The organism is Streptomyces sp. HD, from assembly GCF_028369295.1.
In the GTDB taxonomy this organism is placed as follows: domain Bacteria; phylum Actinomycetota; class Actinomycetes; order Streptomycetales; family Streptomycetaceae; genus Streptomyces.
In genome coordinates, this window is sequence record NZ_JAQMYP010000016.1 from 134,324 (window position 1) to 147,163 (window position 12,840).

A 12,840-nucleotide genomic window follows, 5' to 3' on the forward strand; every position below is an offset into this window, starting at 1 on the left:
GGCGGCCCAAGGTGCCGGGGATCACAGGAGCATGGACGGTGCCGGCCACCGGTCGATCAGGGACGGCGCCCACCAGTCGAGTTCGCCGAACCTGAGCACGAGCTGCTCGGCGCGCAGCGCACCGAGTACCTCGGGATCGGCCTCCTGCGGCCGCTGCTCCTCCAGGAGTGCCACCGCCTCCACGTACGCGGGCTCGGTCAGGTCGAACAGCTGGAGGACCCCGGTCCGGCGGTCGCGGATCTGGATGAAGCCGGGACCGCGTCGCCAGGCGCAGCGGCCGACGTAGAAACGTTCCCGCCACTGGGCCAGCCGCTCCACCGGTCCGCTGCCGTCCAGGGAGACGGGTGGCTGAAGGTGTGTCAGATGCCGTTCGGTGAGCGCCGGATCGGATCGCCGCCCTGTGCGCAGATGCCAGCGCACCAGCAGCCCGCGCGCGGTGGCGATCCGTACGAAGTCCAGCGCGCGCAGGTCCCGCGGCGCGGGGGAGCGCAGCCGGACCGGCTCGTCGAGGGTCACGCAGCGCACCCCGCGCTCGTAGAGGTCATGGACCTGCCCGCCGACCGGCGAGGTCAGGAGATCGTCAGGCATGTGGGCTCCTCGGCTTGTTCCAGTGCCAGCTCGTATCCGTACTCCTGCGACGAGGCGCGCCGGATGCGGCACAGCAACTGGTTCTCGTCCGTGGTCGCGAGCTGGACCGCCCGGTCCGCGTCGACGAAGACCAGCCCTTGACGCCGCCAGTCGGCGAGCAACTCCTCGACGCGGTCCTCGTCCCAGCCGTCGTCCACTTGCAAGGCCCGGCGGGCCAGCTCCCGTACGGACCGCGGATCGTGCAGCGCTCGGAAGATCTCCATCTCGGCCGGACGGGACAGGGTCAGGGACCGCCAGGCGAAGCCCGGCCGGGAGTTGGTCAGGCGGATGCGGTCACCGGAGTCGATGAAGGTCAGCCGCGAGCGGGGGTAGTTGTCCGTCCATTCGTCGAGGGCCGTCTGCAGGTGGTCGCCGAGCTTGTCGTCGATGCCCTGCACGGTGGTGCTGAACAAGTAGGCCAGTTCGGCCAGTTCGGACTCCGGCAGGTCGAAGGTGAGGAAATAGTGAGTCTGCGGATGCCGTTCGGAAAAGCCCAGTTCGGGACGGTTGAAGTAGGGACTGAACCGCTCCAGCGCTATGCGGTTGGCTCCGGTGGGGTGATGCAGGTGGTGCAGGGCCGGGAGCTGTTCGATCACCGGGAGATAGTCCTCGGGGGTCTCGCCCGGGAACCCGTACAGGTAGTTCCACGCCACGGACAGGCCGTTGCTCTCGGCGTCGCGCAGGAAGCGGACGTTGAGGGTGCCGCTCACCCCTTTGTCCATGATCTTCAGGACCCGGGAGCTGAGGCTCTCGATGCCCGGCTGAACACTGACCACACCTGCCTCGCGCAGCCGCACGATCTGCCGCATGTTCATGTTCGACTTGATCTCGTACTGGATGCGCAGGTCGTACGGCGCCTCGGCCAGCTTCGCCAGCACGGAGTCGAGGTAGGACATCTCCAGGATGTTGTCGACGGCGTAGAAGTCGAGGACGTGGTGGCGTTCGGCGAGGGTGAGGATCTCGGTCAGGTACGTCTGCGGGCTCTTGCTGCGGAAGGCCATCGCCGAGCCGTTCAGCCCGCAGAAGGTGCAGTGGTGTTTCTCGCCCCACCAGCAGCCGCGGGCTCCTTCGACCACCAGCACCGGCTCGTACCAGGACTGCACGCGCGAGCGCCGCAGCCGTTCGAAGTAGGCGTCGAAGTCCGGCATGGGGATCTCGGCCGGCGCGAGCAGTTGCGCGGTCTGCGGGGTGCTCACGCTCGCGCCGTCCCGGCGCAGGCACAGCCCCGGGATGTGCGGGATCTCCTCCGGCCGGTCGTCCCGCAGGGCTGCGAGCAGCCCGGGGAAGGACCGTTCGGCCTCGCCGCGTACGACGTAGTCCAAGTACGGGAAGTTGCGGTGCAGCGCCTCGCCCTGCGGGCCGTCGCAGTTGGCCCCGCCCATCACGGTGACCGTGTCCGGGGCGAGTTCCTTGATGCGGCGCAGGAGGGCGAGCGAGGCCACGTTCTGCTGGAACGTCGAGGTCGCCCCCACGACGTCCGCGCCGTCGGCGACGATCCGTCGGGCCAAGGCGTCGACGAACTCGGGAACCGTCCGGTGCAGCCGCAGGCAGACATCCATTCGGGTTTTGTCGACCCGTTCCCCCATCGTCCGCGTGAACTCGGCCACGCGCCACGAGGGGTCGTCATAGAGAGCCGAGGAGAACACCCAGTCCCCGCAGCCCAGGAAGTAACTCTGCAGGGAGAAGTAGTCGTAGTCCGAGGCGCCGTAACCGCCTTGCTGGTCCATCCAGTCGGCGAAGTCGATGTTGGCGTAACGCGTATTTGTCTCGACATCCGGAAGGGCGTCCCGGATCCGCTGCGAGAGAATTCCGAGAGCGAGGGACGGGGTGGCCAGTGTGGCCCATGGCATGGTGACCAGGGTGACCTTCATGCGTCCAGTCCATTTCTGCTTTCCGGCGGTTATGGCTGTGTTGCGGGTCGACCCCCGGTGCGACGGGAAAAGCGGCCGCACCGGGGGAGTGGTAATCTTCGGCATTCTTCCGGTGGCGGCTCAGAAGCCGATACCGACGGTGACGACGATCTGCGAGTGATTGTTCGCCTGCGGGTCGTTGACGACTACGGTCTTCTGCATGGTTTCCCCTCCCTTCTGAGATCTGTGGGTTCGGCGGGCGGATTCTTCCGAATCTCCGCCGGGCTCGCGGAACTGCTGTCCGGGACGAAAGAAGAGGGGATGTGTTACCGAAGAGCCAGTCGCCCGCGGAAGTTCTCCGGGACCGGCGCGAACCGCAGGGCCATCGTGATCTTCTCCGGCCGTTCCGCATCCAGCCGGTAGCGGGTGCACAGCAGGTGGCACAGGGCCATCAACTGAACCGTGCCGAGGTTCGCGCCGATGCATTTCTTCGGCGCCCAGCCGAACGGCACGTAACAGGTGCGGTCCGTCGGACCGTGCGGCGCGCCCGGGAGGAAGCGGTCCGGGTCGAACACGTCGGGCTGCTTCCAGACCCGCTCGTCGCGATGGATCAGGTGCGGGCTCAGCAGATACCACTGTCCCGGCTCCAACCGGGTCCCGCCAAGGTCGAACGCGTACTTGGAGCGTCGCACCAGCAGTAACGGCGGGCTCCACATCCGCAGCACCTCTTTCACGAACCGGTGGGTCACCGGGGCCGCACTGGTGGGGGCCGTGCGAAACGCCACCGGATCCACGGCGCACAGTTCGTCCGCGAGCCGACGCTGCCATTCGCTGTACCGGACGAACGCGTACAGCAGACTCGCGGCGGCGGTGCCGGGCGGGCCCCCGATGGCGGTGAGGACGGTGGTCACCACGTCCAGCGCGCGGTCCATGCCGAGTTCCGGCAGCAGGTCCACGAAGGGGTCGGCGAGGTCCTGCTCGCGCCCGCGCCGACCGCTGGCGCGCTGGCGCAGGACCCGGCGCACCACCAGCCCCGAACGCACCTGGGCGGAGACGGAGCGCAGGCGGTGCCAGACGCTGCCCGCCTCGGGCGAGACCAGTCGCAACAGCTTCATCTCAAGGTCCCGGCGCACCAGATCCGCTTCGGCACACGTGAGGCCGTCGAGAGCGACGGGCAGCAGCGACCGCAGCGTCACGTCCTGCATCAGCATGGTCAGGTCGACGTCCTCACCCACCCGCGCGTCCATGACCCGTTCCATGCGCTCGATCAGCCGGCCGTGGTGCTCGGCCGTCGCGAGGGCGTGCAACTGGGTCATCCACGCGGAACGGATCCGGCTCCACCGCATCTCGGGGCTGGGACGCCGGCGCACCATGTCGACGAGGCGGTCGTGCATGACGAACCGGTGCCAGTTCGTGGCGCTGACCCGGCGCGCCGCCTCCGGCTCGAACACACCGAGCCGTTGGTCGTCGACCCAGAAGATCCCGTTCTCCCGCGCGCTGCGCGTCCGTATGGAACTCAGGAAGTCCTCGGGGTGTTGGGGCGTGGTCATCGTGAACGTTCCCCTCGTGGGGCGCGGGGAGCCGACCGCTTGGCGCCTCCCCGCGCAGGGCCGGTCAGATGTGGTGGTACACGTACCAGAAGTGCCCGTACGAACGTCGGACGTTGAGGACCGACTTCGTCTTGAGGTACAGCGCGCGCATGCGGATTCACCTCCCTTCGGGGCCGTCGAGAAGGCTCAGCGTCGCGGTGAACCGCGGCGGAGCCAGCGCCGGACCCACCTGGGGCCCGCCGCCGTCGTGGGTGACCGACACGCGCCAGTCACGGGTCAGGAGACCGACGAGGTCCTCCAGCAGCCGTACGGTGACGGTCGCGCCCGCGCAGGTATGCGGTCCGTGCCCGAACGGCAGGTAGGCCGCGTCGGGCACACTCCCCGCCCAGCGCTCCGGGACGAACTCGTCGGGCCGCTCCCAGTACCCGGGGTGCCGGTGCACCAGATAGCTGCACACCACGAGCCGGTCCCGGGGCGTCACCCGCGTCCCGCCCAGCTCCTGCACCCGGCTCGGCGTGCGGGCGAACAGCCAGGCCACCGGCCACAGCCGCAGTGCCTCGCGCACGATCCAGCTCGGCTCCGCCGCGGCCTGCTCCGGGTGCGTGCCCAGCAGGTGGACCGACCAGCCCAGCGCGAATCCGATCGATCCGACCACGGCGAACAGAAAGGACAGGTAGACCTCGACGAGATCCCCCGGATCCGCCGCCGGCCCGCCCCCGTCGACGACGACGTCGACGAGGTCACGCGGCCCGGCGGGGCCGCCGAGCTGCCGCAGTCGCTTCTGCCGCGCGCACACTTCCGTGTGCAGTGCCCGCAGCGCACGACGGCGGAAGAGCAGCCGGGACGGGGCCGAGTGGTGCCGCCGCGCACCCGCCAGCACCGCGCGGGCGACGATCGCCTCCACGGTCGTGTGCAGGTGGGCCGGCGCGTCCGGATGCAGCAGCACCTCGCGCAGATGCAGCAGCACGAGCAGGTTCCCGGCGTCCGGCCACTCGCTGCGCGGTGCGAGCTGCTCGGCTACCAGCCCCGGCAATTCCTCCCGCCGCGCGTCAAGGTGACGACGCATCAGGTCCCGGGCCGCACGGCCGATGGCGACCTGCGCGGAACGCGGACCGAAGACGCCGTTCCGGTTGTGATAGAAGTCGGACGTCTCCGCCACGGCGGCGTGCCGGTTGCCCATCACCGCCCGGACCGCGTCTGGATCGGCCACGCACACCGAGCCTGTGGCCGTGCGCCACACGTCGCGTACGCCGTCGAACTCCGCTTTCAGCAGCGTCAACGGGTCACTGCGGCGGTTGCGCGAGACCCCGGCGCCAGGAGTGCGGGCGCCGGCTTCGCCGTTCACGGGATGTGTCGGCGACGACTCCATGGTGCCCTCCGTAAGTGGTGGTACGGCACAGCCTGCTGAGCGGGTAACGCCCTGTCGCCCGCCGTGCCGCTGAGCGGAACAGCGTGGTGCGGCCGGCGGGCGCCCTGGTGGACGTCTGTGTCTGGCGCAGCGGCCCGCATCCCGTCAGCCGTCACGGCGGCCGAGCTCCGCCGTGATGGCCGATGCCGCGCGGCGGGCCGTGTCGGCGAGGCGCTCCAGACGGTGGTCCGGGTCGGTCAGCACGCTCAGCGCGGCCACCGGGACGCCGTCCGCCGCGTACACGGGTACGGCGGCGCAGCACACTCCCTCCAGCACCTCCTCCCGGTCGTAGGCGGCTCCGCACTCCCGGATGAGCCCGGCTTCGGCCGGCCAGTTCCGAGGCAATGGACCAAGAGGCAGGCCGGGTTGGGCCCAGGCGACCAGGACCTTGCCGGCCGCCGTGTACCACGGCCAGGTCTGCCGGTCATCGGGCGGCCGCAGGCTGTCCGCGACGGTCGTCCGGTCCAGGACCAGCGTCTGCCCCTGGTGCAGTACGGCGAGGGCGACCGTCATACCGGTGGCGGCCGCCAGCCGCCGCAGCGGCCGCTGAGCGACCGATCGCAGCCCCGGGTACGGCTGCCAGCCGTGGCCCAGCCGGAACATGCCCGGTCCGATGCGGTAGCGGCCCGCACTGCGTTCGACGGCTCCCAGCTCCACGAGTTGGTCGAGCAGCCGATATGCGGTCGTCTTGGGCAGACCGCACGCGGAGGCCAGCGTGGTCACGCCCGCACCCCCGTCCTGCTGTACGGCGTTCAGCAATGCGAAGGCGCCTTCCAGGACGCTGCGTCCGCCCGTCGCGGACAGCGGTCCGGCCAGGCCGGGCAATGGGACGGTGTTCAGCGGTCCGGTCCGTGGAAGTGGCGAGGCCGTCGCAGTCGCCGTGTTCGATCGATGCACGTGTCAACCCCCGTGTTTCACGTGTGAACCCGGTGTAGTGATCTGTGTCGCTCGTGGTCGTGCGTGCGCCGCGCCGCCATACCGGTGCGTGCGCCGCCCGAGTCAGGGTGGGGGGCGTCGTGGGGCCGAGATTTTGCCGAAAGGTTGTCGCCCTGCCCACAGATGTGAGGAGATTGTGGAGGCGACCTGAACGGGGGGGCTGCCATGACCCTGCGGCTGTGTCTGTCGGGACCGGTGGAAGTGCTGGTGCGGGATGCACCGGTGGACCTGGGGCCACCCCAACGCCGGGCGGTACTGGCCGCGTTGGCCGTGGATGCGGGCCGGCCCGTACCGCTCGCCGTGCTCATCGACCGGACCTGGGGCGCCGACCCGCCGGAAGGTGCGCGCCGCGCTCTGTATGCGCATATCGCCCGCATCCGGCGGCTGGCGGAACGCCTGGACGACGACGGCGAGGGACGATTACCGGTGCTTCGCCGCTCCGGCGGCTACCAGCTGGACCTTGACCCCGACAGGGTCGATCTGCACCGCTTCCATCGCTTGGCCGCGCTGGCTCGCGACAGCGCACAGCCCGACCCGATGCGCGCCACGCTGCTGCGCGAGGCGCTTGCCCTGTGGCGTGGCGAGCCCCTCGCCGGGCTGCCCGGGACATGGCCCGTCCGGATGCGCGAGGCATGGCGACGGCAGCGCGTGGACGCCGCCGTACGGCTGGCAGGCATCGAGATCCACAGCGGCGACCCGGCAGCCGTCGTGGACCAGTTGGCCGACCTGCTGGGGGAGTACCCGCTGACGGAACCCCTCGCGGAGGCCCTCATGCGGGCCCTGCACGCAGCGGGCGACAGCGGCGAGGCGCTGCGCTGCTACGCGCAGACCAGGCAGCGGCTGGTGGAGGAGCTGGGCACCGAACCCGGCCGCCGCCTGTGGGACTTGCACCAGGAGATCCTCCGGGAGAGCCCCCTCCGGCACGTGCACAACCACGAGGCGGTTCCCGCCCCCGCGGCCGCACCGCCGAACCCGTCGGCGACACGATCGACGCGGACCGACCCGACCCCACATCGCGCGGGGCGGGAAGCACCGGTGTCCCTTGCCGCCGTGCCGGCCCCCTCACGCGACCGTGCTCCCGATACCGCACCTGCTCAACTCCCGTTGGGAGTACCGGGCTTCACCGGTCGTACCGACGAACTCGCCCGTCTGGACGCGTTACTGGCGGACGCCGGCCGCCATCCGGCGGCGGTCGTCGTGTCCGCGATATCCGGTATGGGTGGAGTGGGTAAGACCGCACTGGCGGTGCACTGGGCGCGACAGGTGCGATCGGCGTTTCCCGACGGACAGCTGTATGTGAACCTGCGCGGCTTCGACCCCGGAGGTGCGCCCCTTGCCCCGGACCGGGCCGTGCGCGGATTCCTCGACGCGCTGGGGGTGCTCGTCGCCCGGGTGCCGGAGTCACTGGAGGCGCAGGTGGGTCTGTATCGCAGCCTGCTGTGCGGCCGGCGGGTCCTGGTGGTTCTCGACAACGCCCGCGACGCCGATCAGGTGCGGCCGCTGTTGCCCGGCGCGCCCGGATGTCTGGCACTGGTGACCAGCCGCAGCCCACTGACGGGACTTGCCGTCGGTGAGGGAGCGCACCTGCTCGCGCTCGACCTGCTCACCGCCGAGGAGTGCCGCGATCTGCTCGCCGCCCGCCTGGGCGCCGCGCGGGTGGCGGCCGAGGCCGCCGCGGTCGACGAGATCGTCGTGCGCTGTGCCGGGTTGCCACTCGCGCTCGCGGTCGCCGCCGCCCGCGCTGCCGCCCGTCCCGCTGTGCCGCTGGCCGGCTTCGCGGACGAACTGCGAACCGCCGAACGGATCCTGGATCCGCTGGACACCGGTGATCCGGTCACTGCCGTACGGACCGTCTTCCACTGGTCGTATCGGACACTCAGCCCGCAAGCGGCGCGCCTGTTCCGGTTCCTGGGCCTGCACCCCGGGCCCGACGCCGACCTGACGGCCCTGGCCGCACTCGCCGGCGTGGGGGTGGGGCAGGTACGGGAGACCGCCGGCGAACTGACCGCGGCTCACCTGCTGAACGAGCACGCGCCTCAGCGGTACGCCTGCCACGACCTGCTGCGGGCCTACGCCGTCGAGCTGGTCGCCGATCACGACGACGAACCCACGGTGCGGGCCGCGACCCGCCGCGTTCTGGACCACTACCTGCACACGGCGTACGCGGCCGACGCCTTACTGACCCGGCGACGCCACCCGATGGCCCTCGCACCTCCCGAACCCGGCGCCCTGCCCCGCCAACTGGCCGACTATGACGAGGCGTTGGCGTGGCTGATCGCCGAACGGTCCGTCCTGCTGTCGGCAGTGGAACGCCCACCGGCAGGCTTCGACGGCTACACCTGGCAGTTCGCCGCGACCTTGACCACGTTCCTGGAACGCCAGGGCAACTGGCAGGCCCTCACCGACGTCCACACCGTCGCCCTGCGCGCGGCCATGAACCACGAAGACCTGGCCGGACAGGCGGCCGGCCACCGAGGCCTGGGGCTCGCCCGCTTCCAGCTGCGGGACCCGCAGGGCGCCCGCCACCACTTCACCCGTGCCCTCGACCTCTTCCGGCAGCTGGACAACCACGCCGGGCAGGCGCGCACCCGCCAGAACCTGGCCAAGATGGCCTGGGCGCACGGAGCACCCCGCGAGGCACTGCACCACTCGCGCCGCTCGCTGGAACACTTCCGGCTCGCCCACGATCGCGGCGGTCAGGCGGTCGCCCTCAACGACATGGGCTGGTATCTGGCCGAACTCGGCGAGCTGCGGCAGGCGCTCGCATACTGCCGACAGGCACTGCCTCTCGTCCAGGCGACGGGCGACCTGAGCGGCCAGGCTCACACCTGGGACAGCCTCGGCTACATCCACCGGCACCTGGGCCGCCACGCCACAGCCGTGGAGTGCTACGACCGGGCCCTTGCTCTCTTCCGTAAGACGGGCGACCGCCGCAGCGAGGCCATCGGCCTCACCTACCTCGGCGACACCCACGAGGCGGCGGGCGCGCCCGGCCCCGCTCTCGACGCCTGGAGACGTGCCCTGGACCTGTTCGACGAACTCGGCCTCCCCGAGGCCGACACTCTGCGCACCAACCTCCGCATGCGGGCACCGGCGGATCCTGTGCCCCTGGGCTGCCAGGACGTCGTATGAACACGGCGAATGGCCCCGCGTCCGCCTGTCGACACCGTTCTCCTTTGTCGCACCTTGTGTGCAGGGTAGTGCGAAATGCGCGTACCGTGCTAAACTTCCAAGTAGTTGCAGTTGTGGTTCCCGAAAACTTTAAGCGTCTCGGTGTTTGTGCGCCGTCGGACATTTTCTGTATCTCCGGTGATTATCCGGACGGGGTTCATTGTGGCAACGCAAGGGCTCGCACGGTGCGGGCCCCTGGGCACTGCCCCGAAGGAGATATGACATGGCTACTGGCACCGTCAAGTGGTTCAATGCGGAAAAGGGATTCGGCTTTATCGAGCAGGACGGGGGCGGCCCCGACGTCTTCGCCCACTACTCGAACATCGCCGCCCAGGGCTTCCGTGAGCTCCAGGAAGGCCAGAAGGTGAACTTCGACATCACGCAGGGGCAGAAGGGCCCGCAGGCGGAGAACATTACTCCTGCCTGACGTCGAAGCGCATGAGTCAGCTGGGGCCCCACCTTCAAGGTGGGGCCCCAGCTTGCTGCTTTCTTGCATTCCGATGACTAATTCCAGTCTCCATTTTCGGCTCGTTCTTGCAATTCATCCGGCTCGTTTCTGTCGGGAATTCCTCGATGCGCGCCCCGTCGAGGAAGGTTCTCCATGAGCCGTTCAGGTCACACGAATGACCGTTTCCGGCCGCAGCAGCGTCGCGCCGGTATCGGTACGGACGTCAACGGGCGCTCCCGCTTCACGCCGAAGGGGGAGTTCGCGCTGCCGGTCACCGTCACCCCGGCCCTCCCCGCGGCTGCGACCTTCGGTGAGCTGGACATGCCCGCCGAGTTGCTGACCATGCTGACCAGTCTCGGCCTCACCGAGCCGTTCCCGATCCAGGCCGCCACGCTGCCGAACTCCCTCGCAGGGCGCGACGTCCTGGGCCGCGGGCGCACCGGGTCGGGCAAGACGCTCGCCTTCGGCCTGGCGCTCCTTGTGCGTACGGCCGGGCAGCGTGCCGAGTCGCGGAAGCCGCTGGCCCTGATCCTCGTTCCGACACGCGAGCTGGCCCAGCAGGTCACCGACGCGCTCGCCCCGTACGCCCGGTTGCTGAAGCTGCGGCTGGCCACTGTGGTCGGCGGCATGTCGATCGGCAGGCAGGCCGGCGCACTGCGTGCCGGGGCCGAGGTGGTCGTCGCGACCCCGGGCCGTCTCGCGGATCTCATCGAGCGCAAGGACTGTCGCCTGGACCGGGTGAACATCACCGTCCTGGACGAGGCCGACCAGATGGCCGACATGGGCTTCATGCCCCAGGTCACCGAACTGCTGGACCAGGTACACCCCGACGGCCAGCGCATGCTGTTCTCGGCCACGCTGGACCACAACATCGACCTCCTGGTCCGTCGTTACCTCCATGACCCGGTGGTCCACTCGGTCGACCCGTCGGCGGGCGCGGTCACCACGATGGAGCATCACGTGCTGCAGGTGCACGGGGCCGACAAGTACGCCACCGCCACCGAGATCGCCGCCCGCGACGGACGCGTGCTCATGTTCCTGGACACCAAGCATGCTGTCGACCAGTTCACCAAGCACCTGCTGAGCAGCGGAGTGAAGGCAGCGGCGCTGCACGGCGGCAAGTCGCAGCCCCAGCGCACCAGGATCCTGGCCCAGTTCAAGGAGGGCCATGTCACGGTCCTGGTGGCCACCAATGTCGCGGCCCGCGGAATCCACGTCGACGACCTCGACCTGGTGGTCAACGTCGATCCGCCCGGCGACCACAAGGACTACCTGCACCGTGGCGGCCGCACCGCCCGTGCCGGCGAGTCCGGCAGTGTCGTCACGCTGGTCCTGCCCAACCAGCGCCGGGACATGGCCCGTCTCTTGTCCGACGCGGGCATCAGGCCGCAGATCACGCAGGTCCGCTCCGGCGAGGCCGAGCTGAGCCGCATCACCGGCGCCCAGGCTCCCTCCGGTGTCCCCGTCGGTGGCAGCGGACCGGTCGCCGAACGCCCGAAGCGCGGCGGTGCCCCCTTCCGGGGCCTGGGCACCCGTCCGGGGCGGGCCGGTCGCGGCGGTGGCGAGTCTCGCCGGTCTGCTGAGGCCCGTGAGATGGCCGAGGCGCGCAAAGCCGCCCGGGTCCGTCGTGGTGCATAGGCCGCGCCAGGCTGACAACGCCTCTTGCAGGCATGCAAGGACCGCTGGAACCTGGGCCTGGTCGGGCCTGGTCGGGCCTGGTCGGGCCTGGTCGGGCCTGGTCGGGCCTGGTCGGGCCTGGGGGTGGATGGGCGTGTGAAGGTTAGCCGGTGATTCGGCTCGATTGCGTGGTGAGCAGCCGGGTTCTCCCGGGCGTCCGCCCAGGAGTCGGTGACCATGAGGGACACCGGTGTCCTCGCTCCGGACGCCACGAGTGCGGCCGACCCCGGTCGCTGCGCACCTCCGTGGCCTGACCCTTGTGCCGGCCACTCGTTCTCAACGGAGGTTGGCGAGCTCGTAAATCCGTTGCCGGAGCATCACCACCTTCGGTCGAATGCCTCCATGACTGCTCATGACGGCCGTGCGGACCATGTGGAGCAGAACCGACGCTATTGGGACGACGAGGCGGCTGCGTGGCACGGGCCGCTCGCCCGCGATCACTGGTCACAGACAGAACCGCGTTGGGGCTTGTGGGCCACCCCTGAGTCGGAGGTCTCCGTACTTCCCGGCGGCATAGGCGGGATGCGCACCATTGAGCTGGGCTGCGGTACCGCCTACGTTTCCGCTTGGCTGGCCCGAGCAGGGGCCCACCCGACCGGGATCGACCTGTCGGAGAAGCAGCTCGCCACTGCCCGAGCGATGCAGGCGGAGTTCGGCATCGAATTTCCCCTCGTCCTGGGCAGGGCCGAGACGGTGCCCTACGACGACAACACGTTCGACTTGGCGATCAGCGAGTACGGCGCCTCGTTGTGGTGCGACCCCTATCAGTGGATCCCGGAGGCGGCCCGGCTTCTCGTTCCTGGAGGCCATCTGGTGTTCATGCGCTACTCACCGCTGTTCGCACTGTGCGTACGGCCCGAGGGGCCGGCACCAGGGTCGGCATCCACCACCCTGTCTCGCGCACAATTTGGCCTGACCCGGCTGGACTGGGGGAATCACGTGCAGTTCATCCTGCCGCATGGCGAGATGCTTCGTCTGCTTCGGTCCTCCGGCTTCGTCGTCGAAGACCTGATTGAGGTCCAGGCACCCCAGCCCGCACACCGGGACTACGCAGAACTCCCCGCTGACTGGGCCCAGCAATGGCCCAGCGAGGAGATTTGGAAAGCTCGGCTGGCAGGCTGACAGGCCGTCGAGGTCACGGCGCCGGACAGGCCGGGCGTTCAACTTCCCTCG

9 protein-coding genes are annotated in these 12,840 nt (G+C 69.8%); 4 read left to right on the forward strand and 5 right to left on the reverse strand.

Features of this window, described 5'->3' with window-relative positions:
- Positions 1-21: 21 nt before the first annotated feature.
- From POF73_RS17825 to POF73_RS17845, 5 genes are all read right to left on the reverse strand, one after another.
- Positions 22-588, reverse strand: coding sequence for a DUF5825 family protein (locus POF73_RS17825; protein WP_272116349.1), 567 nt, complete (start codon positions 586-588; stop codon positions 22-24).
- On the reverse strand, positions 570-2,498 hold the full coding sequence (locus tag POF73_RS17830) for a RiPP maturation radical SAM C-methyltransferase (protein ID WP_272116351.1): 1,929 nt from the start codon (positions 2,496-2,498) through the stop codon (positions 570-572). Before POF73_RS17830 ends, POF73_RS17825 begins: the two co-directional genes overlap by 19 nt.
- Before the next feature lie 305 nt (positions 2,499-2,803).
- Positions 2,804-4,027 (reverse strand): cytochrome P450, encoded by a 1,224-nt coding sequence (locus POF73_RS17835; RefSeq protein ID WP_272116355.1) that lies wholly within the window; start codon positions 4,025-4,027, stop codon positions 2,804-2,806.
- Positions 4,028-4,184: 157 nt separating this feature from the next.
- On the reverse strand, positions 4,185-5,396 hold the full coding sequence (locus tag POF73_RS17840) for a cytochrome P450 (protein WP_272116357.1): 1,212 nt from the start codon (positions 5,394-5,396) through the stop codon (positions 4,185-4,187).
- 144 nt (positions 5,397-5,540) lie between these two features.
- Positions 5,541-6,260 (reverse strand): IclR family transcriptional regulator, encoded by a 720-nt coding sequence (locus POF73_RS17845; RefSeq protein WP_272116359.1) that lies wholly within the window; start codon positions 6,258-6,260, stop codon positions 5,541-5,543.
- 276 nt (positions 6,261-6,536) lie between these two features.
- On the opposite strand from POF73_RS17845, the gene POF73_RS17850 reads away from it, so the two are divergent.
- The 4 genes from POF73_RS17850 to POF73_RS17865 all read left to right on the forward strand — a co-directional run bounded on the left by POF73_RS17850 (position 6,537) and on the right by POF73_RS17865 (position 12,789).
- Positions 6,537-9,503: an AfsR/SARP family transcriptional regulator gene (locus POF73_RS17850; RefSeq protein ID WP_272116361.1), complete on the forward strand. Its 2,967-nt coding sequence runs from the start codon at positions 6,537-6,539 to the stop codon at positions 9,501-9,503.
- A gap of 262 nt (positions 9,504-9,765) precedes the next feature.
- On the forward strand, positions 9,766-9,969 hold the full coding sequence (locus POF73_RS17855; RefSeq protein WP_126388790.1) for a cold-shock protein: 204 nt from the start codon (positions 9,766-9,768) through the stop codon (positions 9,967-9,969).
- Positions 9,970-10,143: 174 nt separating this feature from the next.
- The gene (locus POF73_RS17860; protein ID WP_272116365.1) at positions 10,144-11,628 is read left to right on the forward strand and encodes a DEAD/DEAH box helicase; all 1,485 of its coding nucleotides are present in this window, start codon (positions 10,144-10,146) and stop codon (positions 11,626-11,628) included.
- A gap of 381 nt (positions 11,629-12,009) precedes the next feature.
- Positions 12,010-12,789, forward strand: a complete 780-nt coding sequence (locus tag POF73_RS17865) for a class I SAM-dependent methyltransferase (RefSeq protein ID WP_272116368.1) — start codon at positions 12,010-12,012, stop codon at positions 12,787-12,789.
- The last annotated feature ends 51 nt before the right edge of the window (positions 12,790-12,840 follow it).